The sequence below is a fragment of the Catalinimonas alkaloidigena genome (assembly GCF_029504655.1).
In the GTDB taxonomy this organism is placed as follows: Bacteria; Bacteroidota; Bacteroidia; order Cytophagales; family Cyclobacteriaceae; genus Catalinimonas; species Catalinimonas alkaloidigena.
In genome coordinates this window covers 736,613-760,234 of the sequence record NZ_JAQFIL010000001.1, presented here as the reverse complement: position 1 = coordinate 760,234, position 23,622 = coordinate 736,613, and the positions used below count along the sequence as shown (strand labels likewise).

Genomic DNA, 23,622 nt, shown 5'->3' with positions numbered 1-23,622 from the left:
TTCTAATATAAATGTATAAATTAAAATTAAATTCTAAAATTTTAACCAAAGTCAATATTAAATTTTCGTAATATTATGCACTGAGAGCGATTATTCTTTTAAAGAATCGCCTGAATAATTGTGAGAACCATAGTATGAGAAAAGTAAAGAATTGATTATAAAACCTGGGTTTTGCTTTTGGCCACTCAATATGAAATCAAGGCTGTTTTCTGGAAAGCATTCATGTTCACTGATAAACCCTATGTACCGGCTTAGTAGGCAGGACTAATTTGTCAATCAAAAATTATTTATATTTCCGGTTCTAAAAATTTTTACCAAATACGCTATACATGAAATTTGTTTGCTATCTGACCACAACTTTTTTTCTCCTCATTTCTTTCACATTTTATTCCTGCACCTCCAATAAAGAGGCAGAGGAAGCCGAATCGGGGAGCCCGCAGGAAACGCTGCCGAGAGTGGCTATTGCCGGCCTGGGCATAGAATCCAGTACCTTTTCACCAGCACTTACTCATGAAGAAGCTTTTCATGCCAGATATGGAGATGAAGTTTTCAGCCGTTATCCCTTTTTATCTCAGGATGAGCCCCATCGGAATCGGGCAGTGTGGTTCCCTACCGTAGTAGGTAAATCCATCCCCGGAGGAGCAGTGACCCGCGAAACTTACGAGTCATTGGTAAACCAAACCCTGGAAAGGCTTGAGGAAAACCTCCCTTATGATGGTCTGTTTCTGGATATACACGGAGCGATGAGTGTAGTAGGACTTGACGATCCTGAAGGAGATTATATCAAAAGAATACGTGAAGTAGTCGGCACTGAAACACTCATTTCTACCTCCATGGATTTACATGGTAATGTTTCCATGCGACTGGCTCAGCATACTGACCTGATCACCTGCTACCGTATGGCGCCTCACGAAGATGCGCTGGAGTCTAAAGAAAGGGCGCTGGATAATCTGCTCACCCGACTGGAAAATGGCAAAGGGAAGCCTGCTTATAAAGCCTGGATACGAGTGCCTATCCTGCTGCCGGGAGAAAAAACCAGTACACGTATAGAACCGGGTAAAAGCCTGTATGCCCAGGTTGATCCCGCTACCCAGCAGGAAGGAGTGATTGACGCAGCCATCTGGATGGGTTACCCCTGGGCTGACGAACCACGCAACCACGGAGTGGTGATGGTGACCGGTGATGACCAGGAAAAAGTGAGCAGTGCTGCTGAAAAACTAGCCAAAAGCTTCTGGGAAGTTAGAAATGAATTTGAATTCGTAGCGCCTACCGCTACTCTACACGAAGCCCTGGACAAGGCAGTAGTCAGTGATAAACAACCTTTTATGATCAGCGATTCGGGCGATAACCCAACTGCCGGAGGTGCCGGTGACGTCACCTGGACATTGAAAGAAATACTGGAGCGACCTGAGTTCAAAACCGCTGAGGGCCCCTCCCTGATTTATGCCTCTATTCCCGGACCTAAGTTTGTAGAAAAAGCAATAGAAGCTGGTGTTGGCGGAAAGATAGATGCACTAGCTGGTGCCAATGTGGACGACCGCTTTGCCCCTCCGGTGCGTCTTGCAGGTACAGTAGAAGCGATAGAACATGGCGACAGAGATGCCGAAACTGAAGTGGTGGTGAAGGTAGGTAGTGCGCATGTCATTGTCACCAAAAAACGCAAGCCTTACCATCACGAAAGTGATTTTACCAATCTGGGTCTATACCCCAGAGAGACAGATATTGTAGTCGTGAAGATCGGTTACCTTGTTCCCGAATTGTATGACATGCGTGCTGACTGGCTACTGGCACTGACTCCCGGAGGGGTGGATCAGGACCTGGAACGCCTTGACTACAAAAGGCTTCAGAGACCAATATTTCCTTTGGATAAAGATATGGAAGATCCTGAGTTAGACGCTCAGTTAGTCCCTGCTTCAGATGAAATATAATGAGAGGCGAGTGCGATAAACTCAAAAAAATAACGCCAGTTTAGATTGGCGTTATTTTTTTTATTACGTCTGAAGGTGTTTTATTCCACGGTGACTCCCAGTTCCTGTAATACCATATCTGAGAAGCTATTATCCTGCACATCAGGATAGACAGCAATCAAATTTCCGGAGATTGATTTAGCAAAAACATGGGTGTAACCATTCGCTTCAGCTACTGTTTCTATCGCATTCATTACCTTATCCCGAACCGGACCAAGCAACTCAGCATATCGCTGTTGTAATTTCTGCTGAGCCTCCTGCTGTTTTTGCTGGATCTGCTGCTGTAAAGTCTGTAGTTCTCCCTCTTTGGTAGCTTTGGCTTCATCGGTCATAGTGCCTGAGCTACTCTGATACTCCTGAACGCTTTGCTGAAACTGCTGGCTCATCGTCTGTATCTCGCTGGAGAGCTGCGTCTCAAACGCTTGCAATTGCGTATCTATCGTCTGAGTTTCAGGAAGCTGATTGAGTATATAATTTACTTCTGCGAAAGCGATCTTAACCTGAGCGAAGGTAGTCAGACTGGCTATAACAAACAGCAGCGTAAAGACTGTTTTCTTGATCATCATGAGTTGTGTAGTTTAATATCCTGGTAAGTTAGGTATTTTTGCGAGAAAGAGGGGTAAGCCTCTAGGGGTTTCTCCTATTTTCCTGGCAAGGAGGCTTTATGACTGATGGAAAGAAAGCATACGAACTCTTTTCTTCAGCCCGGTATGTAGTAGAGATAAGGATTTCTTCATCTAAGAATAAAAGAAGACAGTATAGCAGATATCATATCTCCTAAAATGAGCCCTACGCTTAATTTTCAGGAATAGTTGAATTATTGAGTCTCATAGCCTTTGAAGGAATATGTACTATTTGTGAAAAAGCCTATAGCTTATTTCTCTGTAAATCTCTGATCGCGGTTTCAGCAGCATGGAAGCCTCCCATACCATGTACGCCACCTCCGGGAGGAGTCGCTGATGAACATATATACATGCCTGTCACCGGCGTACGATAAGGGTTAAGGCGATACACAGGGCGGGTAAACTGTTGATTGAGTGTCTGCGCACCGCAATTGATATCTCCCCCTATATAATTAGTACTGATCTGCTGCACAGCCCTGGTATTCATGCTATGTCTTTCCAGTATCACATCTTTGAAACCCGGGGCAAAGCGTTCTATCTGGTTTTCAATCACCTCAGTCATGTCCTGTTCAGAATAGCGGGGCACATGGCAGTAAGCCCAGGCAGTATGCTTGCCTTCCGGCGCACGGCTTTTGTCAAAAAGGGAAGGCTGTACGAATAACACATAGGGCTTTTCAGGATGTTTTCCCTTCCATATCTCTTTTTCTGATCTGGCTATTTCCCCATATGTAGGTCCAAAATGCACAGTAGCCGCTTTCAGGCAATCCTTATTGGTAAAAGGTACAGGTTCACGCAATGCCCAATCCAGCTTAAATATTCCCTGGCCATACTGATAGCGCTTTAGATCCTGTCGATAAACCCAGGGAAGGCGAATTCCTTTCATATCCAGCAAAAGTTGGGGAGCAGTGTCCAGCATGATTATCTTGCAAGGAGGGATATCCGATACTGTACTTACTTTTGTATTCAGGCGTATCTCTCCGCCCAATGACTTATATAAACTGTCAAGTGCATTGGTGATAGATTGCGCTCCTCCTTCCGGAAAAGGCCAACCTACCTTATGCGCCAAAACTCCCAGTACCATGGCGATCCCTGAGGAAGCCCATTTGCTCAGAGGCAGCATAGCATGGGCTGCCAGGCCCGCCATCAATGCTTTGGTACGTTCCTCTTTGAAAGAAATTTTATTCAGTAGGCTTAAAGGCTGCACTGCGCGTAAGCCAAACTGAGCCAGCTTGAGAGGGTGGCTGGGCCAGCGTAAGTTTCCCAGAAAATCAGGAGCGATTTGATCCCAATTTTCTACCGCAGGCTGCATAAGTCTGGTATAGGCGCCTGTGTCTCTGCCCAGTTGCGCGGCCGTTTTATTCAGATCCTGATACATCAAGAGGGTTTCACCATGCTCAAGAGGATGGGCCAGCGCTGCTTCAGAGTAAAGCCACTTTAAGCCAAACTGCTCAAGAGGTAAAGTCTTAAAGAAAGGTGATGCATAAGCCAGCGGGTGTATAGCGGAGCCTATGTCATGTATATAGCCTGGTAGAGTAAGTGCGGAGGAACGCGCCCCCCCTCCACTTTGAGCATTTGCTTCTAATATTAATACTGAATAGCCAGCCTGGAGCAACCTGATTCCAGCCGCATAACCATTGGGACCACTACCGACTACTACTGCATCATATTTCTCCATGTGTAGTATACCTGTTTATGATTTTATTTATACAATATGACAACCTATTCATGACAATTTTACATAAATCAAGTTTTTCTTGACATTTTGACTTAATATCTTAAGAACAAAAAAGAACTTTTACGATGGTATTATCATTGTGAGTAAGATAGCAAAGAGAAAGAAAGATTAGGGCTATGGATATGGAACTATAAGTTATCAGCATATAATGTTGTTTTGCATAGAACTTCCATAAAATCCTTGACCTGAGCAAACACTATCCAGTTTTACACAATAAGTAAGTAGTATGTATGTTATTGGATAGTAATAAATTTTTCCGATGCTAAGTTAAACCCAAACATTAAATATATAATGAAAAATATAATCACTCCAGTTATTTCGGCGGTGATAGCCAGTCTGATCACTATCGCAGCCTTCTTGTATTTTGCAGGAGATAAATTTAACAAAAACCAGTCAGAGGCAGATGCTTTTCCGGCGGTTTCAGCCAGTTATTATGATGATGACACTAGCGCGAGCAGTGCAGCTGAAGCCCCGTTTGATTTTACCCTTGCGGCTGAAAAAGCAACTCCGGCGGTTGTACATATTACCTCAAAGCAGGAGGCTCAGGCCTATAATGGCCAGCAGCAACAACAAATTCCTGAGTTTTTCAGAGATTTCTTCGGAGATCAGTTGCCTCAGCAGGGGCAACGTCAGCCTCGTGTAGGTTCTGGCTCAGGAGTAATCATCAGTGATGATGGTTATATCATTACCAACAATCATGTGGTGGCTGATGCTGATGAGCTTACTGTAGTATTGGTAGATAACAGAAGTTATGTCGCTACTGTCATTGGTACTGACCCAACTACTGACTTAGCTTTGATCAAAATTGACGAAGAAGCATTGCCTTTCCTGAAGTTTGCTAATTCAGATGATGTAAAGGTAGGACAGTGGGTAGCTGCGATAGGCAACCCTTTCAGAGGACTTAATTCAACAGTTACTGCCGGTATTGTAAGCGCTACAGGAAGAAACATTAACATTCTTCGTGATGAGCAATATGCCATTGAATCTTTCATTCAGACGGATGCAGCGGTAAATCCGGGTAATAGCGGTGGTGCATTGGTTAACCTTGATGGTGACCTCATTGGTATCAACTCCGCGATTGCCAGCCCGACTGGTGCGTATGCAGGTTATGCGTTTGCAGTTCCTACTAATATTGCCGCCAAAGTGGTAAGCGACCTGAAAGAATACGGAAGTGTACAGAGAGGATTCCTGGGCGTAAGTATACAGGAAGTAAATGCTGCTATGGCTGAAGAGTATGATCTTTCTACTAATCAGGGTGTATATGTAGCCGATGTTGTAGAAAGTGGTTCTGCTGCCTCTGCTGGCATTGAACAGGGAGACGTTATCATTCAGGTAGATAACAAGAAAATCGCCCAGACTTCTGACCTGCTTTCTTACATAGGAAGAAAACGCCCGGGTGATGAAGTGAATGTTATCATACTTCGTGATGGAGAGCGCCAGGAATATGAAATGACACTCAAAACACTAGATGGAACTACCACGCTCGCTGCCAAAGAGCGCGTAGAAGCTTTAGAAGACCTTGGCGCGGAATTTCAGTCGCTAACTGAAGAAGAAGCGGATGAGTTGAATGTGAGTGGTGGTGTAAAAGTTGTCAGAACATTTGCCGGTAAGCTAAGACAGCAAGGCATCCGCCCTGGATTTATCATCACCGGAGTAGCAGGTAAGGCTGTTACAGACGTAGATGACCTTACTGAAGTCATTCAAAACGAAAGAGGTGGAGTATTGGTAGAAGGTGTTTACCCTGACTCACCTGATGAAAAGCAATACTACGGATTACCACTCTAAGAAAGTGGAAGTAGTACAAATTAAAAAATCCTCCTGAGTCTCTTCAGGAGGATTTTTTTAGCATTAAATGCACACCTTGCAAACGAGCGCAAGACAGGATAGCTAAAATCTGGCGATGAAACTCGCGTGCATTTGTAACGCCAATCAGGCAAATAACTCTATTTATTCACCCGGCTGCTCATCTTTGTCCATTTGCTCAGAACGGGTTTCTATCATATTACGGAATTCCGGTAAGTCATTTTGTATCACATTCCAGATCTGGCGGTGGTCTACTTCCATTGCCTCATTAAACTTGGCTCTTTTCAGCACATCCAGCACACGATAGTCTACCTCGGTAAAGTCAGCTTTGAACTCAGGAGAAAGCAAATCTGATGCTTCACCAATCTGTTGCAGGTTAACTGCCACTGACTGCCTTACACTTTCTTCTTTAGAAAATTGATTGTAGTCCATATGGGCTACATAAGCATCAATCTCATTTATCATGGTGGTGATATTATTCAGGTGAATCTGATCTTCTTCCTTCATATCTAAAAAATAGTTTTGTAACATAAAAAAATAAAACTCCTGAGACAGGAAGTTGTTCACTACTTGCTTATACTATTCTCATATCCTTCATCTACCAATAGGTTGCCGCCGTCTGCACAAGCTACTGCCAGCTCATCACAGCGTTCATTTTCAGGTATACCGGAGTGACCTTTGATCCAGCTAATCTCTACATCATGCTTTTTAAATAGCGGGATAAGGCGCTTCCAGAGGTCAGCGTTTTTTTTGTCTTTAAAATTTTTCTTCTCCCAGTTCCATACCCAACCCTTATTGATTGCGTCTACTACATATTGTGAGTCAGAGAATATTTTCACCTTCATGTCAGGTTTCTTGATCGCTTCCAGACCCACGATCACCGCTAATAGTTCCATACGATTGTTAGTCGTCTGACGGTAGCCTGCAGCCAACTCCTTCCGGTGTTTTTTATAAATAAGTATGGTGCCATATCCTCCTCTTCCCGGGTTCCCTCTCGCTGCACCGTCAGTGAACATTGTAATCATTAGGTAAACTGGTTTTTCACTAGTTTGATGGCAATTGACAATAGTATAATGCCAAAAATTTTTCTCAAAATATTAAACCCTGCTTGGCCTAATTTGTCTTCTAACCAGGCAGAAGATTTAAGCACTATAAACACTAATATAAGATTAATTACTATACCGAGTAGAATGTTGGGATAGGTAAAGGCTGCCCTAAGGGAGATCAGTGTAGTCATAGTACCTGCTCCCGCCAGCAAAGGAAAAGCCAGAGGTACAATAGAATGGCTTCCCCCTCCACCGGTATCCGCCTCAGATTTGAATATTTCTACGCCCAATATCATTTCCATGCCAATCAGGAACATGACGATAGCTCCGGCTATAGCAAACGAAGCTACATCTACCCCAAACAATGACAAAATAGATTCACCTAAAAACAGAAATGAGACCATGATCAGGCCGGCTACCAGTGTGGCTTTGCCAGACTGTATATGACCATGTTTTTTTCTAAGTTCTATGATGACAGGGATGCTTCCCAGTATATCTATTACTGAAAATAATATGAGTGTAACTGATATCAGTTCTTTCCAGTGGATCATCTTTGTGGCGTACTATCTATAAAATCACAATGCTAGTGATAAAAAACTAAACCGAAAAAGATTTCAGGAAATTGGAGAGTTTTTCTATTTCCCATTCTTCAATAGCAGGAAAGTTAGCAATACGAAGGCTGCTTTCCTTCCATTGGCCATAGCCATTTCCTAATGTAATACCAGCTTGCTTACTGTCAGCTCTCAATTTATCTATTACTTCTTTTTCTGCTGTTAATGGGATTACTGTTTTGGATCTAAGCTCATCATTGCCCACCATTAAATTTACATAACCTAACTCTCCTAGTAGCTCTATCCACTGCCTGTACCTTTTAAGCAGCACCTTTTCTGTATCTTCAATTTCGGGTCGTGCCTCCATTACTCGCTTAAGCAAATAGATATTCAACACATTAGGAGTGTAAGTGGTCTGCCACTTATCCATCATTTCCCGCATATATACCAGGCTATTGTAATGCTTGTTCTCCTTCAAACGAGCTGCTTTTTCCAATGCCCGGGGAGAGCAAATCAGTACTGCCATGCCCGCCGGTAGGCCAAAGCACTTTTGTACAGAAGCGTACCAGACATCAGCCAGGCTGAAATCCAGTGCTACGCCTGCCATAGATGAAGTAGCATCTACTGCTATCAGTTTATCAGGATATTGCCTTTTCACTGCTCCGATCAGTTGCTGACTTATGGCTGTCCCGTTTGAGGTCTCATTATGGGTCAGGGCGATCAGTTCTGCTTCTTCCGTTACTGTCACATCTTCTGTTTCCAACACTTCGTTCAACCCAAAGCTAAAACCTTTTGCGGCAGGTTGGAGTTTTTGTGCGTACTGATACCATTTTTGCCCAAACGCTCCATTATAGATATGAAAAGATGCCGCACTGACCAGTGACTGACTAATGATTTCCCAGCACTCTGTGGCCGAAGAAGTAAAGAACACCATATAATCCTGAGGTATGTGCAGTTTCTCTTTAAGCAGTTTGATGGTCTTGGAAGAAATGGCTACAAATTCCGAACTTCTATGGTTGGCACTCAGTAAGCCCTGCTCGTAAGCCTCCTGTACATAGCGGGGCACTTCAGGGTATACTTTGGAAGGGCCGGGATAAAAAGAAATCATTGTGATCTGGCTTGATTTGCAAAATACTGTACTGCCAAACGATAGCTCTCCAACCCAAAGCCTAAAATCACGCCGGCACATACTTTACTCAGATAACTATGATGGCGGAACGCCTCGCGGGCATGCACATTGGAAATATGCACCTCAATCACTGGAGTTTTGATTGCTGAAATGGCATCGGCAATGGCCACAGAAGTATGTGTATAGGCAGCGGCATTCATTACGATACCATCGTATGAAAAACCTGTCTCATGCAGCTTATCTACTATCGCTCCCTCATGATTGGACTGAAAATAACTGAGTGCTAGTTCTGCAAAATCTTTCTCAAGCGTTTTGTAATACGCTTCAAAAGAAGTAGCACCGTAAATACCGGGTTCGCGCTTTCCCAGCAGATTGAGGTTTGGGCCATTAATAATCAGAACTTTCATATGTTGGGTGTCCAGTAAGTAAAAAAATATACTGCATAATCGTTTAGTACTGTAAAGTTAGAAAATGTCTTTAATTTGCCGGAGCCAGATGGATTTATTTAACTCCTTAAATTTATTGTTGTAAATATATCTTTGGCTTTAATAGAAAGCTTTCGTTTTTAGTCAATATTTTTGGAGGCAGCTTTAGCAGAATATTATTCGTCGTTTATATTGCCATAAGCCCGGCATTTTTATCCTTACCCAAAAGGAGTAAATTGAGGTATGACACAGTATAAAGCATGGGAAACATATATGAGCGAGTTTGAGGACTACCTTAAGCTTGAACGCTCTCTTTCTGAGAATTCCCTGAAAGCCTACATCAGCGATATAGAGAAGCTACAGCAGTTTGTAGAAATGTCTGACTTGGATCTTTCTCCTCTGGACATACAGCAGGATCATCTGGAGAAGATGCTACAACATATCTGTGACCTGGGCTTAAGTGCGGCTACGCAGGCTCGCATACTTGCGGGGATCAAAGCCTTCTACAAATTTCTACTGCTACAGGACTTGATCCCTGAAGACCCGGCATTACTACTGGAAGGCCCGCGGCTCGACCGTAAGCTGCCTGATACCTTAAGCTACTTTGAGATAGAAAGTATTTTGGAGGCGATAGATGTCTCTACCGCTGAGGGGCTTAGAAACCGGGCGATACTGGAAACGCTCTACAGTTCCGGGCTCAGGGTGACCGAGTTGACCGAACTTAAAATGAATAATATTTTTGAGGATATCGGCTTCTTAAGAATTTTGGGAAAGGGCAGTAAAGAAAGGATTGTTCCCATTGGAAAAGACGCATTAAAATTCACCAAGCAATATATACAGGAGATCAGGCAATACCTGGAGATTGAGCCGGGTCACGAGAATTTTGTTTTTCTTAACCGTAGGGGAAAAAAACTGAGCCGGGTCATGATCTTTTATATCATCAGGGACGCTGCATTAGCCTCCGGCATCAACAAAAAGGTAAGTCCCCATACTTTTCGCCATTCTTTTGCTACCCACCTGATTGAGGGAGGGGCAAATTTGAGAGCAGTGCAGGATATGCTGGGCCATGTGTCTATTACTACAACTGAAATTTACACACACCTGGATCGTGACTACCTGAAGCAGGTGATTACTGATTGTCACCCTCGTTCCCGCAGACCTATTGCTGACGATAGACTTAACTCACCAAACTGATATTGAGCGTGTATAAAGAACTCATAAGACCTTTACTTTTTCAGATGGCACCGGAAAGTGCGCATCATTTTACTACCCGAATGCTGCGAATGTTGTATCACAGCCCGGGAGGGGCTTCTCTCTTACATAGCATGTATGGCATGGAAGACCACAAGCTGGAAAAAGAATTGTTTGGACTCAAATTCAAGAACCCGATAGGGTTGGCTGCCGGCTTTGACAAGAATGCGGAAATGATTGATGCCATGGCAGCACTGGGTTTTAGCTTTGTGGAAATAGGGACGCTCACACCCTTGCCTCAGGAGGGTAATCCTAAGCCACGTTTATTTCGCTTATCTGATGACGAAAGCCTGGTCAACCGGATGGGCTTCAATAACAAAGGCGTGAAAGATGCGGTTAAACGACTGAGGAAGAGAAAGTCTGATATTATTGTAGGGGGAAACATTGGGAAGAACAAAGTCACTCCCAATGCCCAGGCACAGGATGATTATGAAAAATGTTATGAAGCCCTGTATGATGTGGTTGATTATTTTACGGTAAATGTAAGCTCACCTAATACCCCAGATCTCAGAGAGCTACAGGAAAAAGAACCGCTTAAACGGTTACTTCACCATATAAGCTCGCTGAACCGGCAAAAACCCAAGGCAAAACCTATCCTGCTCAAGATCGCTCCCGACCTCAGTCCACATCAGTTAGATGATATTGTGGAGATTTGCGTGGAGCTGAAAATGGATGGTATTATCGCTAACAATACCACCATTAGCCGCGAAGGATTAAAAACCTCTGACGCCAAAGTGAAAGCAATAGGAGCCGGAGGACTCAGCGGTCAGGCGATTCGTAAGCGTTCTACCGAAGTAATTCGTTATCTCCACCGACAGTTGGGAAATCAAATTCCCATAATAGGGGTAGGTGGCATCGCTTCAGCCCGGGATGCATTGGAAAAGATAGAGGCCGGTGCCAGTTTGATACAACTCTATACCGGATTTGTATATGAGGGCCCCTCTGTCCTGAAGGAAATTAAAAAGGCACTCGTTCAACATGCTAGCTTAGAAACGGCAGATCAACAGTAGTCTATGTTTATATTTTACCAGCCATCTGTAAGTGAAGGAGCGCATTATTTAGATAGAGACGAATCTAAGCACTGTATTAAGGTGTTAAGAAAACAGGAAGGCGATCAGATTCAGGTGGTAGACGGAAAAGGGCATTTTTATGAGGCCAGCATTTCTAAAGCCAATGACAAGAAATGTGAGTTTGACATTATCAAACAAACTACAATTCCCCGGGATAACTTTAACATCCACATTGCGCTCTCTCCTACCAAAAATATAGATCGTACCGAGTGGTTTGTGGAGAAAGCCGTTGAGGTCGGCATACATCAGATCAGCTTTATCCTCTGTGATCATTCGGAAAGGAAAGTACTGAAAATGGATCGCCTGGAACGTAAAGCTATTAGTGCCATGAAGCAGTCACAACATGCTTACTTACCTGTGTTCAGCACTTTGACCAAATTCAAAGATTTTGTCCAGGGGCAAAAAAGAGAAACCAATACGCATAAGTTCATCGCTTACCTGGGAGAAGAAGCATGCCCTCAGCTTATCCATACCGCCAAGGCACATCAGAACTACGTGGTACTTATCGGTCCGGAAGGAGACTTTAGTCCCCAAGAAGTAGAAAATGCCCTAGAAGCGGGCTTTAGCCCGGTAAGCTTGGGAAACAGCCGGCTAAGAACTGAGACCGCGGGGCTGGCTGCCTGCCATAGCCTGCAAATTCTACAGTTTTAGCCCCCTGACAGTCAATCTTTTATTTCATAGAACATGACCAGTTCTACCAGGTCGTTTCTTTCATTCAGATCTAGGTTTTGTTCCTCAATATAGTTTCCTACCGCTTCCCTACGCGCACTCATAGCTTTCAATATTGAATTCTGTTCGGGTTCTAACTGGTGAATCTTACCACTAGGAGAAATAAAATAATAGTCAGCCTTCAGTTCTGTAAACGCATCATAGGTATCTCCTCTATTTTCAGCACTACTATTTTGACCAAGGCTTTTCTTATTTACGGCATATAGTGCCCCTTCACCTTTATAGAGTTCCTGTACATACTGACTATCATCAACATCATCCAATTCATATTCCAAGTAATCTGCTTTGAGAAAGTTACCCATATTGGTATTGTCATTTTTCCCCATGGTGAATGAACGCACTATCTCTTTGTTAACGATTACTGGATTTCCTCCCTTATCGCGAGCCAGCAGCTCATCTTCATAAACATTGTAAAGCAATTCTACGTCATCGTACTTACTTCTGTCGTCAAATTCTATTTCCCCTGAAATCCATTTTTCTGTAAAATAAGGGCTCCCTTTTACCCCCTCATAGCGGGAAGCATAGCTCTGTGCCATATCGCTACCTAGCTTTTCAATTTCTTGCTGATGTACAGGCGCATTTTCTTCCTGTGCGTAAGCTGTGAGGGGAATTAGAGATAAAAAAATGAGTGATACGTTAACTTTAAAAAATTTCATGATTCAGTATTATTTTCCTGTAAATTTCGGATCTCTTTTCTCGAGAAAAGCTTTCATTCCTTCCTGATGATCCTGGGTAACAGCGGCTTTATCCTGATATTCCGCTTCCAGTTCCAGCACTTCTTCCAGGCTCATATTGGCTGACTGATGCAGCATCTGCTTGATCAGCCCTACTGTGGTCGAGGGTGCATTCAGATATCCTTCTACATAAGTTTGAACAGCCTTATCCAATGACTCTTCAGATACTACTTTATTTACCAAGCCTAGTTCGAGCGCCACTGCCGACTGTACCTGCGTACCCAGACTAGCCAGCTCAAAAGCTTTCAGTCTACCGATCATCCGGGGTAAAAAATAGGTAGAACCAGAATCCATGACCAGGCCAATGCCTACAAAAAGTTCGCTGAGGATCGCATCTTCTGACGCAACCACTACATCGCAGGCCAGTGCTAATGAACAACCTGCACCGGCTGCAATGCCCTGAATACGGGCGATAATAGGTTTAGGCATGTGCCGCATCTGAAGTATAAGAGGGTTATAATAGGTCCGAATAGCGTCAGCATAGGACTTTCCCTTCATTTCTTCCTGGGCGGACTTAAGGTCCTGACCGGAACAAAAAGCATTACCTGCCCCTGCTAATACTACTACCCTGATCTCAGGATTGTTTTCAGCAGCCTTAAAAGCTTGTAATAACTCTTCTTTAATCCCCTGATTTAAAGCATTATACACCTCCGGACGGTTCATGGTGATGGTAGCTCTGCCCCCTTGCTCTTCATATTGAATGTATTGATACATGCTTTTTCTTTTTTTATATGCTTGAATGTTGGAGAGTATACACTAAAATGCGGAAAAAACCATTGTGTACTATCACAATTTTTCTAATTTTGTGCTCCCCTACGCGCACGTGGTGGAATTGGTAGACACGCTGTCTTGAGGGGGCAGTGCCTTAACTGGCGTGGAAGTTCGAATCTTCTCGTGCGCACTAACTTGTTAATTTATAGCCCGAAGAGCTCTTTTTCGGGCTTTTTCTTTCCCCAAACCTTAGCCCGAATCAGTGACCAGTGACCCTTTCAGTGACCTCACTATCTATTAGTGACCAATTTTCGGGGCAATATGAGAGAAATAAATCTATTATGAAGCTCCTCTATGTCGTTCGCAAGGCGAAGGCGAAGAGGACGGGATTGGCGCCGTTATATGCCAGGCTTCAAATGAAAAGCCAAAAGACAGTAGAGTTTTCTACGGGTATATTTATTTTACCTGAACAGTGGGATTCCCGAGGAAATGGTAAAGTGCTAGGCGAAGATCGTTTGGCTAATGTGTACAACAATAAGCTCATTGACATTAGGGCGGAGATAATTAGTATCCACAGTGACTTAGAACGACGTGGTAAACGATCAACTCCAGCCATTGTAAAGGGAATCTTTACAGGCGAGCTAAAAGAAAGAGCTACTCTCGTGCATGCAATGCAAAAGTACATCCAGAATCGCTCTTATGAACCTGAACTTTCCAAAAGTACGGTAAGTAATTTCAGAAGACAGATGAAAAACGTTCATCATTTCTTAGTCTTCCAAAAGGACCTTAATCTTTTATGTTCTGATGTCAATGTCCGTACTCTGGCAAATTTAGATAATTATCTCAGAGGCGAGAGAAGGTTTAAACAGGTATACTGCAATAGGATTATTGGTTTTGTCAAAACCGTTTTGGATTTCGCAGTACTTCAAGAATGGATTGAATATAATCCCTTAAACAGCTTTAAGTATAGAAGAGTTGAACGTAAAAAAAAGGTCTACTTAACCCAAAATGAGCTTCAAAAGCTGGTAAATCATAAGTTTGCCAGCTGGAGGCTGGCGCAAGTAGCTGAATTATTTACCTTTCAATGCTATACTGGCTTAAGTTATGCCGAACTCATACGATTTGACCCTTCATGGATTAAAATTGGTGTAGATGGCAAAGAATGGATATTCACCGACAGAAAAAAAGTACATGGTGCTCAGTGTGAGATTCCTTTGTTCACAACAGCAAAAAAAATCCTGGAAAAATGGAAATACACTGTTCCAACTTTAGACAACCAACAATATAATCGTTATCTCAAAGAGGTAGCATTCATTGTAGGTATTGATAAACATCTAACTACGCATGTTGGTCGTAAAACTTTCGGAAATGTCTTACAGGAAAATGGAGTCAGTATAGAAAGTATCTCTGGCATGTATGGCCATGCTGATACTCGTATGACAAGAAGTTATTATGTAGATGTGTCAGCAGTAAAAGTGGCAAAGGAAACAGAAGCTATTAGAAATTTATAAAAACAGTTTTAATCATATAAGGGAGTAGCAAGTAATCTACTCCCTTCTTTTTTATCAAAAGGTAAATTATTATTTACCTTTTTTTGTTAAATTTACGTGAATGAAGTGTTCAGAATTATTTAGAATTCTTAAGAAGGATGGCCCCCATGGAATGGCTGGTATCCAATATCTCAGAAAGGCTCTCATGTAAAAATGAAGCACCCTACAAAAGAGGGTATTATCATTTTTCCTAATCATGGAAGCCAGGAGATGGGTAAAGGGTTAGCGGACGTCGCACGGAAAAGAAAATCTTAAAAGACGCTGGATTAAAATGAAAAAGCTAAGAAAAAAAATACCGATAGTAGTAGAAAAAACCAATACAGGTTTTTCTGCTTATGCTAAAGACTATCCTATTTATACTACTGGAAAGTCGGTAGCTGATTTGTTAGGGAACACAGTTGAGGCAGTAAACTTTTACTTTGAAGAAGAAGGGTATGTAGCTGATGCTTCAAACATACAATTTGAGATAGACTGGCAGCACTTTTTTCAGGAGTACAAAATCATCAATGCTAACCTGCTTGCCCAACGCATTGGGGTAAATGCCTCATTGCTTTCTCAGTATGCAAAAGGCAAAAAGACACCTTCTCCCAAGCAACAAAGGAAGATATTAGATGGCATTCACCAAATTGGGCAGGAATTGGCTGAAATGAATCTCATTCTAAGATAGAAATTGAAGTAGAAGAGGTGCTTTCCGAACTTCTTCAAAGGGTATGTTTATTTTTAATGTTGGCATTCATTTAGCCAAGCATCTAGAAAAAGAATAATGAATTATAAAGGAAAGATAGCACTCATATTATTCTTAATAATAATTTATGTTTTTGTCCATTCATTTGTTCTGAATCAAGTTTTTATTACTGAATCAGACCTTAAGGAAGTTTCTGGAACTGTTTACTCTCAACAACTTGAAAGAGTTCCAGGAAAGGGAAATAATAAATCCATTGTTCTTAGTATCGTGAATGAACCATTACGTTTTTCAGTACATGAAAAATATGAAAGGGCATTTTCGTTTCTAAAGACAAACAGAGTTTTAGGCAAGAGTATATCGATAATGTATGACCCAAATGGATTTAATGGGTTCAGCAATAACAGGACCGCTCATATTTTCAATATTCAAATTGATGACCATGAAATTCTCAATATTAAAGAAGCAACTGCATTGGAGAAAAATGTACTAATTATCTTGATGCTATTAGACCTAGTAATTTTCACAGTCATATTTCTAAAACGAAAATCGATATTAAAACAAAATACAACGATTTAGTTTAATGCAAACTTGAAAGTCCATCGCTTTCAACTCCCCTACTCGCCATATACTAAACGATAACCTTATCTATCGTGTAAGAACCACTATACCGGCAGGCACCAATGTAAAGACTCCCCAGGTGATCCAGAACCACCTTCTTTCCTGTTTATTTCTGAAAATATAGCGAGTCCGGTACCTGATCTTCTCTTCCTGAGTTCCAGTTTCATCCAAATATTCGTCATACTTCACCTTGTAGTCATTGAGAGACTCTTCAGTACGAATCAATTCTATTTGATTATTCAATAGCTTGTTTTGTAGTAGATCTGCTTTTTGGTAAAGCTGGTTCAACTGAGCTATCTGAAATCTTAATTCAGCAAACAGGCTGTCATTCTGCTGCTGAAGGACTGCGAATTTACTTTTGAACTTATCATACTTATCCAGGTCTCTTAATAGCAGTTGATAAGTTCTTCTGTCAATCAGGATATCACTTTTCTCGATCTGTCCGGATAGGGATTGAGGAATAGTAACTCTCTCAATGATCAGGCTATCGCTACCTTGAGCGATAACGTTTTGATAAGTCGCTACGCTCAAGATACTGCATGATAACAGACAAACTATCCATAGCCCTTTCATAGCTGTGAATAAGATGCTTTTGATGATGTAAGAGAGAATCCCGCTGGATAATCGTAGTTTGAAGTTTTCCATTGACAGTTACTAAAGATGTGATAAGTGAATCCTGCTCCTGGACATGCATTTCAATACGCCTGATCTGTATCTGCTGCTCTTCCTGCTTTTTTAGCGCTAGTGTGACCGTAACCCAAACGATTGCGATCACAATTATTCCTAGAATCAACCCCTTATTCATCCCTGTATTGATTGTTCCTGACCGAAAACCCTAAATCTGCAATCAACTGCCTTAATAGATGAGTATCATTATTTCTCATGGCATTGTTGATATCTTTTAGTCTTTCATCCACTTGTTTTGCATATTGTTGGACAGAGACTTCTACCTTTACCTGATCTTTGTAACAATCCTGTATTGCCTGGTTTTTGGTTTCCAGCTTTTGCATGTACCACCAAATCAAGCCACCAAGCACCACCAACAAAAAGCAAAGGAAAAAAACGAGAAATCCCTGCTCTTTGCTGGTTTCCATCAGGGCGTTAGTGGCTTCTATTACCTGAAGTATGATCATATTTGGATAGCTTCTCTTTCAAAATCCTGAAGTTTTACTGTGAGCTGGGCATATCGCTCAGTACCTACACTATCTCGTACATAGATGGTATAATCACCGGCAGCAAGGTTATCAAATACATTGGTGGACTGATAGATGTTATCGTTCAGCTTGTATTCATAAGGACCTACTCCATTGATAACAGTTACTGTGATATTTCCGTCACTGTTAGCAACCAGTTGCTGTTGTCCTTCAACTTCTAGGTTAGATTGTGTTTCATCGGTAATTTCAGTGCGAAATTGTACCGGCTGCACAAATTCACCCACCGTATTGAAAGGCCTATAACCTTTATGTGGACATTGATTGTTACCCGCTAGTTCAGGTAGCCTTGCACACAATCCATTCAGGCTTTGAAAAGCAGCAAAATAGCCATAACTAACACTCTGAGGGAGAACCGTATGGTAAAAAGTAGAGACATTAGGCTCATCGTAAGCATCAGCAAAGCTTTTTAATACCTCTCCATTACTGGGCCTGATGAGAGCATAAGAATAGCTCACCTTGATTTTCTTATTAAAAGGTATGGGATAACCTTTAATCTTGTAGCGGTTAAGCAATCCATCAGCATCCAGATACTCAATGCGCCAATCCGTTTCATCATCCACGAAATCTGCATATACATGGACATCTAGCTCATTAATCTTATAAGTAATCATAGGTCATTATCTTAATTTTAAAGTGAATTTTTCTATCAAGGACTCTTAGCCCATTGCAATCTGCTTTCTTCCATATAAGCACGTTTGCCACTGATCAAATCCATTGGCACACCTGCCTTTTGCATGCATGGGGCATGCAGACTAAGCTTGTTGACTAAGTTTATAGGAGGATTAATCGCATTGTGGCCTAATGCTCTGAGTTCGTTGATCTCTGCGGTTGTCAGTACGTGACCATTGTATACTTGGAGATTGCGCACAAAAGCGGGTGCGGGATTTTCATTGCCATCGGTACTACCAAAAAAGCCTATGTAGTTGATGTTTCCAGCTAAAAAAACATTGTCTGCACTTGATAATTGATAACCATGCCTATTGCATTTACCCAACACATTTTGCTCAAAACTAAATGCAATATGCGTCCACTGACCTATGGGGGGGCTACCAAAGTTTAAGGTAGTCCTTTCCCCATTATTATTACCATTGTCAGTATGTGCCCAGACAAAATAAAGCGGCCCGCTTGTGTTTTGGTATTTGACCGAAATATAGCCTCCCCCTGCCAATCCAGCAAAAAAGAGGTTATTAGAGCCTGTACTGCCATTATAGCCTGTTGCATAATACCAGAACGATACTGAGAATTTAGTCTCGTCTACATCGGTATTCCAGCTAATTCTAGCACTACGGCTACTGAAAACTGTTGGGTATGGGCTATAATTCGTGTCCAGTTCACCAGCTTGAAAACGGTCTATGTTGATGACTGGAGATTCATCGTTGGGAGTATAGTTTTCCAACTCACAACTACGGGCATTGCCTACATCTTTTACGTTATACCACCAGACCACAATAGAAGTAATGGTATAGCTGTCTGCTCCTTTATCATTTGAAATGAATAACCTTCCTTGTCCTCCCCCTTCATAGGTTAGCTGATAGGTATGCGAACCTACACTATTGATGTATTTCTTGTTAGAGGTACTACCAAGTGCTAAACCGATCCCATTACCACCGCTAGGCTTGCTAATAGCAGAAACATTGACCGTAACCATGATCTTCTTGCCTATATTGCTTCCACCATCGCCAATGCCATTCACTGCTACCGAACTGTTACGGCCTCCCCCAGCTCCACTAAACTGCAAAGTATTAGCAGTTACCGTCCATCCTTCACCAGTTACCCAACTGTGACCGCTTGTGAAATTGCTATTGGCATCACTTAAAGAATGTACATTCTTGTAATCCCCATACAAAACCGTATGCACTTTGCCCAATCCCTGAAATAGCCCATTGTTGTATGGCTTCCAGGATTTCCTTGTCATTACTTGTAAACACTCCTCTACTAGCATAGAAAGCCACCAAACGGCAATCCAATTGCGTACCAGCAGGAAAGGTATTATTGCTACTTGCCCATGCGGTGAAAAGGTACTGACGACTAATGTATCTTGGAAAAAAATCGCTGTAAATGGAGTTGTAGTTGTTGGTCACTACGTTATTACCAACGTATCTACCTTGATGATAAAATTTAAAGCTATTGGCATTGCTCACACTTCCGCACCTGATTCCAAAATGATTCCATCCTTTTTGAATGTTGATCACATCTGACTGCATACGGATAACCCCAGGGCCATAAGTATTTTCAAAGTAAAGCCTGTTTCCATATTCAATAAAAAAGTGTGTCTGGCTGCTATTATGTTGTGAGGTAAACAGGTATCGCTCTGCTCCCGAAGGCTTACTATCCAGATACAGGAAGAAGTGCATTTCTCCACTCCAGGATTCAGTCAACGAATCAAGCAATATCCTTTGTGCTTTGCTTGTAGCCTGTATTTGCAGGGCTTTTTTGGTAAAGGGAGGTTGTAGCTCTCTATCAATGATTTGTCCGGTTCCTCCGGTATAGCTCAATGGCCAAGCAGGCGAACTGCTAATACGGTTTTGCAGACCTTCAAAATCAGTAAAGGCATAATCCATGAAAGCACTATCCAGCTCTTTGCCTGATTGCAAATAAGCTACTTCTTTTACTGATAAAGCTTTGTTATACCAGACGTTGCGCAATAGGGCATAGGCTGAAACACTATAATTTGTATTGTTAATATCATAGCTCCCATTGGTAGCTGATATAGGAGGAACATTAGAAAATACCCTGACTCCATTACCATGATAAGCAGTAAGGGTATAGGTTTCTACATCGTAAGTAATGATAATCTTTGTGGGATTATTTAAAGGTAAATAACCTGTCAAATTACCGCTTTTCACATTATTGTTCAGCCATTGAAATACTAACTGTTGGCTATTTAGCTGTCCTCTAATTCTGAATTGGATTAAAAGATCAAAGCCAAACCTAAAAGAGTAATTGTCATTGGGAAAACTGTTTTGATTGGTAGGAGTAAACTCAATCATTGTACTCCATGAATTACCTACCAGGGGCGTATTATTAATATGCGTACCAAACCATTTACTTGTACTGCTGGCAAAGTGAACGCCATAGTTTGCTACGGGCAATTTGCTGTAAAAATCCTTCCAGGCAGTTTGCGCACTTCCGGTATGCTCACTTTCAGTGAAGTTTTGCAGATAGGCGTGGTGAGGGCTTAAACCTTCAGTGTTTTGAAGCGTATCGTGAAACAAGTCGCTAGATGAGCCTGCTCCCTGATCTGTCTGCCTGTAACGTATTTCAAAGCTTCCTGCTACTTCAAAGTCAAAGCTGATATTGTTGGTTAAATTTCCATTAACAATATCCCCAAAGCCATTACTTGCAGCAATCAAAGTATTATCCTGATACACCTCAAAAATACCTGTTGCTCTGGCTGTTCTGATATTGGCAGAATATCTATACTTGCTTAGTGCATTGGAAGGATTATAAATTCTTTTGCTAGTAGTGGCACTATTACCGATTGTAATGTAGGTAGCTAATTCATTTACATTTGCACCATTGCTTTTTGTCCACTCTCCACTACCATCATTATTGCTACCATAATCAATGTATATGTTGCTCAGTGGCTTCGCATAACTGTACTGATCTACCACATCTACCAGCACATCACCTTCTGAATGTGTGCATGGATAGTGCGCCACTACTGCGGAATGAAGGGAAGTTGGGATAACGCCACCTAACGAATGTATTTGCCTTGCTTCCGGTTGCAATATCTTTCTATCACAAACAACTAAATGTGATATACCTCCATCAAAAAAGTTATCTAAAGCATCAACTTTAGAGCATCCAATGGTATAAATATCATCATTCTGCCAACTGCCGTTTACATCATCATAAGTTATACTATAATAAGCTTGTGGTACACTGTTAATATAAATTCCAGGTTGATGAGAATTGCTGTCGTAGTTTAAAATGCAATGATAAATTTGGTTTGGCTTTACATTACCCATCCTAAAGCCATCGTTCCTATTGCTACCGTTTGTAGCAAATATAGATACATGGTATTGTCCATTTATATGACTAACCCCAAAATTATAACCTAATGTATTGGTAGCTGAGGTTAACCTTTTCCTATGCGAAAAAATGACTTGTGTGTAATTTCCAGACTGCGTAAACTCATTGAAATAGAAAAAAAAGGAAACTCCCCAATTCTTATTCCAGTCTACTGCATTTCGGATATTAGGATTTGATTCAATCGTTCCATACTGATCTATCCCATCAAAGGACACCATTGAATCCACATTTACCCTATCCTGTCGTAACTGCTTGCTTTTTGAGACTACTAACATCATTACACACTCGTTTTTTCGTACTGCATCAATACAACCGCTTCTCCGCTTTCCCCAGACTGATAGCTGACAATGATCTCCAATAGCCAAAGCGTATCATCTGCTACTACATGGGTATTGATCCAACTCTGCAGGGCATTGATATCTGCTAATACTGTAGAACTGCCTCCATTCAGTCGGGCCTGAAAAGAATAGCTTGCCAGATTCACTGGGAGATTGATTTGAATGTTCTCAATCAGCCCTTTGAACATTAAGGGAGGGCTTACAGTGTCCAGGTCTGAATCAAACAATACCAGCAAATCAGAGCCCCCGCCTCCGGAAATTTGTACCCATTCCCCATTATCCTTGTCCCACTTATAAAAAGCATCCTCATCTTCCACTGTGGCAATACTTCCAGGAGCGGGATTGGGATGAGCAGTTTGTAAGGCTAGTAAAGAAAGGTGATCTCCTAAGTCTCTTCCCGGATTAGCGGCAATCCAGTAGTTGCTATTGGTAGGAGCAATACCCGGATTGTAGCCTGCTGTCACCTGATTACGCTGATAGAACTTACCCTGAAAGATGACTATAGCTCCATTGGGGTATTTCACAGTAGCTTGATAGGCAAACTCTACATAATGAGAATCCAGCACAAAGAAGTGATTGCCGTTCTGCCAGTTCTTGGGCTTGAGTTTGCTTAAGACTTCAGTAAATAGGCTCATGCTTGTTCTTCAGTGGGTTTGTTATCCTGCTTGGGTTGGATGATTTTCTTAGTAGCTATGGAATAAGGAATGAAGGTCTCTCCATATCGGTTTTTAGTAGCCTGCACATAGTTGTGCTCAAAGCCAGCATCGGATTTGACCGCTTCCAGGTTAATGCCCGCATCATACAAAGGAGCTGTCCCTCCCCGGATCATACCTTGCGTAGTGCGTTGGAAGATTACTACCCAGATGGTATCAGGGAAGTCTTTTCTGAGCTTATCAAATTCACTGGAATCGGTATCCAGCTTGTTCCAGGAGTCAATGATGACCACATCAAAGTGTTTGGCATGCTTGCGGATGCTTTGTATACCCTCACTGGCTTTTCCTGTCAGCTGTACTCTTGATCTGTTGGGTTTAGAAATGTAGCTATTGATCATCTTGCGCACTACATCCGACTTATCCCCCATTTCTAAAGAAAACACCCCTACATTAAATCCTGAGCCTGCAAAGGCATTGGCTAATTGATAGGTAAATCTGGTCTTTCCTGCTCCCTGATCTCCTTCTATAGTGAGCGCCAGCATATACTTTTCAAGATCACCCAAGAGTTTACCGATGTCTCCGTTGCCACGGTGGCCTTTTAGCCTAAAGGTGTTCTCAGCTTTTTTAAGCTGATCTACACTTTGAAAGCCGGGTAAAACAACAGCTTTGCTTTTGGTGGTTGTAGCAACCTTCTTGGCAACTTCCGGTGCTTGAGTGAGCATCTTTTTTCTAGGCTTAGCTTTTACTGATCTGGT

General features: G+C 42.0%; 26 protein-coding genes and 1 tRNA gene. 10 read left to right on the top strand and 17 right to left on the bottom strand.

Features of this window, described 5'->3' with window-relative positions; translation table 11 throughout:
- The first annotated feature begins 329 nt into the window (after window positions 1-329).
- Complete coding sequence (locus OKW21_RS03260) at window positions 330-1,928, top strand: M81 family metallopeptidase (protein ID WP_277477238.1); 1,599 nt, start codon at window positions 330-332, stop codon at window positions 1,926-1,928.
- Between the two features lie 80 nt (window positions 1,929-2,008).
- On the opposite strand, the gene OKW21_RS03255 is transcribed toward OKW21_RS03260, so the two are convergent.
- Entirely contained in the window at window positions 2,009-2,533 is a 525-nt protein-coding gene (locus OKW21_RS03255; protein ID WP_277477237.1) for an OmpH/Skp family outer membrane protein, read from the bottom strand.
- 301 nt (window positions 2,534-2,834) lie between these two features.
- A complete protein-coding gene (locus OKW21_RS03250; RefSeq protein ID WP_277477236.1) occupies window positions 2,835-4,265 on the bottom strand; it encodes a phytoene desaturase family protein in 1,431 nt (476 codons plus the stop codon).
- Between the two features lie 351 nt (window positions 4,266-4,616).
- Between OKW21_RS03250 and OKW21_RS03245 the strand changes: the two genes are divergently transcribed.
- The gene (locus OKW21_RS03245) at window positions 4,617-6,110 is read left to right on the top strand and encodes a Do family serine endopeptidase (protein WP_277477235.1); all 1,494 of its coding nucleotides are present in this window, start codon (window positions 4,617-4,619) and stop codon (window positions 6,108-6,110) included.
- Between the two features lie 162 nt (window positions 6,111-6,272).
- On the opposite strand, the gene OKW21_RS03240 is transcribed toward OKW21_RS03245, so the two are convergent.
- The 5 genes from OKW21_RS03240 to aroQ are packed head-to-tail and all read right to left on the bottom strand — an operon-like array spanning window position 6,273 to window position 9,261.
- Window positions 6,273-6,635 (bottom strand): HepT-like ribonuclease domain-containing protein, encoded by a 363-nt coding sequence (locus OKW21_RS03240; RefSeq protein WP_277477233.1) that lies wholly within the window; start codon window positions 6,633-6,635, stop codon window positions 6,273-6,275.
- Window positions 6,636-6,694: 59 nt separating this feature from the next.
- Entirely contained in the window at window positions 6,695-7,153 is a 459-nt protein-coding gene (gene rnhA / locus OKW21_RS03235; RefSeq protein WP_277477231.1) for a ribonuclease HI, read from the bottom strand.
- A complete protein-coding gene (locus OKW21_RS03230) occupies window positions 7,153-7,725 on the bottom strand; it encodes a MarC family protein (protein ID WP_277477227.1) in 573 nt (190 codons plus the stop codon). The genes rnhA and OKW21_RS03230 overlap by 1 nt, the downstream gene beginning before the upstream one ends.
- Window positions 7,726-7,771: 46 nt before the next feature.
- The gene (locus OKW21_RS03225) at window positions 7,772-8,833 is read right to left on the bottom strand and encodes an aminotransferase class V-fold PLP-dependent enzyme (RefSeq protein WP_277477225.1); all 1,062 of its coding nucleotides are present in this window, start codon (window positions 8,831-8,833) and stop codon (window positions 7,772-7,774) included.
- The gene (gene aroQ / locus OKW21_RS03220; protein WP_277477224.1) at window positions 8,830-9,261 is read right to left on the bottom strand and encodes a type II 3-dehydroquinate dehydratase; all 432 of its coding nucleotides are present in this window, start codon (window positions 9,259-9,261) and stop codon (window positions 8,830-8,832) included. Before aroQ ends, OKW21_RS03225 begins: the two co-directional genes overlap by 4 nt.
- 261 nt (window positions 9,262-9,522) lie before the next feature.
- Between aroQ and xerD the strand changes: the two genes are divergently transcribed.
- The 3 genes from xerD to OKW21_RS03205 are packed head-to-tail and all read left to right on the top strand — an operon-like array spanning window position 9,523 to window position 12,251.
- On the top strand, window positions 9,523-10,473 hold the full coding sequence (xerD, locus tag OKW21_RS03215) for a site-specific tyrosine recombinase XerD (protein ID WP_277477222.1): 951 nt from the start codon (window positions 9,523-9,525) through the stop codon (window positions 10,471-10,473).
- Window positions 10,474-10,481: 8 nt separating this feature from the next.
- Window positions 10,482-11,540: a quinone-dependent dihydroorotate dehydrogenase gene (locus OKW21_RS03210; RefSeq protein ID WP_277477220.1), complete on the top strand. Its 1,059-nt coding sequence runs from the start codon at window positions 10,482-10,484 to the stop codon at window positions 11,538-11,540.
- Between the two features lie 3 nt (window positions 11,541-11,543).
- A complete protein-coding gene (locus tag OKW21_RS03205) occupies window positions 11,544-12,251 on the top strand; it encodes a 16S rRNA (uracil(1498)-N(3))-methyltransferase (RefSeq protein ID WP_277477218.1) in 708 nt (235 codons plus the stop codon).
- Between the two features lie 11 nt (window positions 12,252-12,262).
- Here OKW21_RS03205 and OKW21_RS03200 read toward each other — a convergent pair whose 3' ends face one another.
- Together OKW21_RS03200 and OKW21_RS03195 are read right to left on the bottom strand one after the other, a co-directional pair.
- Window positions 12,263-12,985 (bottom strand): hypothetical protein, encoded by a 723-nt coding sequence (locus tag OKW21_RS03200; protein ID WP_277477216.1) that lies wholly within the window; start codon window positions 12,983-12,985, stop codon window positions 12,263-12,265.
- 9 nt (window positions 12,986-12,994) lie between these two features.
- Window positions 12,995-13,777 carry an enoyl-CoA hydratase/isomerase family protein gene (locus OKW21_RS03195; protein WP_277477215.1) on the bottom strand — a complete coding sequence of 261 codons (783 nt, stop codon included), beginning with the start codon at window positions 13,775-13,777 and terminating at the stop codon, window positions 12,995-12,997.
- A gap of 103 nt (window positions 13,778-13,880) precedes the next feature.
- On the opposite strand from OKW21_RS03195, the gene OKW21_RS03190 reads away from it, so the two are divergent.
- The 5 genes from OKW21_RS03190 to OKW21_RS03170 all read left to right on the top strand — a co-directional run bounded on the left by OKW21_RS03190 (window position 13,881) and on the right by OKW21_RS03170 (window position 16,585).
- A tRNA-Leu gene (locus tag OKW21_RS03190) sits at window positions 13,881-13,964 on the top strand.
- Between the two features lie 151 nt (window positions 13,965-14,115).
- Complete coding sequence (locus OKW21_RS03185; RefSeq protein ID WP_277477212.1) at window positions 14,116-15,285, top strand: site-specific integrase; 1,170 nt, start codon at window positions 14,116-14,118, stop codon at window positions 15,283-15,285.
- 192 nt (window positions 15,286-15,477) lie between these two features.
- On the top strand, window positions 15,478-15,579 hold the full coding sequence (locus OKW21_RS03180; protein ID WP_277477210.1) for a type II toxin-antitoxin system HicA family toxin: 102 nt from the start codon (window positions 15,478-15,480) through the stop codon (window positions 15,577-15,579).
- Between the two features lie 16 nt (window positions 15,580-15,595).
- Window positions 15,596-15,991: a helix-turn-helix domain-containing protein gene (locus OKW21_RS03175; protein ID WP_277477208.1), complete on the top strand. Its 396-nt coding sequence runs from the start codon at window positions 15,596-15,598 to the stop codon at window positions 15,989-15,991.
- Window positions 15,992-16,087: 96 nt separating this feature from the next.
- Window positions 16,088-16,585, top strand: a complete 498-nt coding sequence (locus tag OKW21_RS03170; protein ID WP_277477206.1) for a hypothetical protein — start codon at window positions 16,088-16,090, stop codon at window positions 16,583-16,585.
- Window positions 16,586-16,654: 69 nt separating this feature from the next.
- Here OKW21_RS03170 and OKW21_RS03165 read toward each other — a convergent pair whose 3' ends face one another.
- From OKW21_RS03165 to OKW21_RS03130, 8 genes are read right to left on the bottom strand one after another with little or no spacing between them, the layout of a single operon-like run.
- Window positions 16,655-17,158: a hypothetical protein gene (locus tag OKW21_RS03165; protein WP_277477204.1), complete on the bottom strand. Its 504-nt coding sequence runs from the start codon at window positions 17,156-17,158 to the stop codon at window positions 16,655-16,657.
- A complete protein-coding gene (locus OKW21_RS03160) occupies window positions 17,118-17,432 on the bottom strand; it encodes a hypothetical protein (protein ID WP_277477203.1) in 315 nt (104 codons plus the stop codon). Before OKW21_RS03160 ends, OKW21_RS03165 begins: the two co-directional genes overlap by 41 nt.
- On the bottom strand, window positions 17,425-17,760 hold the full coding sequence (locus OKW21_RS03155) for a hypothetical protein (RefSeq protein ID WP_277477201.1): 336 nt from the start codon (window positions 17,758-17,760) through the stop codon (window positions 17,425-17,427). The genes OKW21_RS03160 and OKW21_RS03155 overlap by 8 nt, the downstream gene beginning before the upstream one ends.
- On the bottom strand, window positions 17,757-18,452 hold the full coding sequence (locus OKW21_RS03150) for a SprB repeat-containing protein (RefSeq protein ID WP_277477199.1): 696 nt from the start codon (window positions 18,450-18,452) through the stop codon (window positions 17,757-17,759). Before OKW21_RS03150 ends, OKW21_RS03155 begins: the two co-directional genes overlap by 4 nt.
- A 35-nt stretch (window positions 18,453-18,487) precedes the next feature.
- Window positions 18,488-19,756 carry a LamG-like jellyroll fold domain-containing protein gene (locus tag OKW21_RS03145; protein ID WP_277477197.1) on the bottom strand — a complete coding sequence of 423 codons (1,269 nt, stop codon included), beginning with the start codon at window positions 19,754-19,756 and terminating at the stop codon, window positions 18,488-18,490.
- Window positions 19,650-22,154, bottom strand: coding sequence for a hypothetical protein (locus OKW21_RS03140; RefSeq protein WP_277477195.1), 2,505 nt, complete (start codon window positions 22,152-22,154; stop codon window positions 19,650-19,652). The genes OKW21_RS03145 and OKW21_RS03140 overlap by 107 nt, the downstream gene beginning before the upstream one ends.
- On the bottom strand, window positions 22,154-22,849 hold the full coding sequence (locus OKW21_RS03135; RefSeq protein WP_277477193.1) for a hypothetical protein: 696 nt from the start codon (window positions 22,847-22,849) through the stop codon (window positions 22,154-22,156). The genes OKW21_RS03140 and OKW21_RS03135 overlap by 1 nt, the downstream gene beginning before the upstream one ends.
- The gene (locus OKW21_RS03130) at window positions 22,846-23,589 is read right to left on the bottom strand and encodes a DNA/RNA helicase domain-containing protein (RefSeq protein WP_277477191.1); all 744 of its coding nucleotides are present in this window, start codon (window positions 23,587-23,589) and stop codon (window positions 22,846-22,848) included. The genes OKW21_RS03135 and OKW21_RS03130 overlap by 4 nt, the downstream gene beginning before the upstream one ends.
- Window positions 23,590-23,622 lie beyond the last annotated feature (33 nt).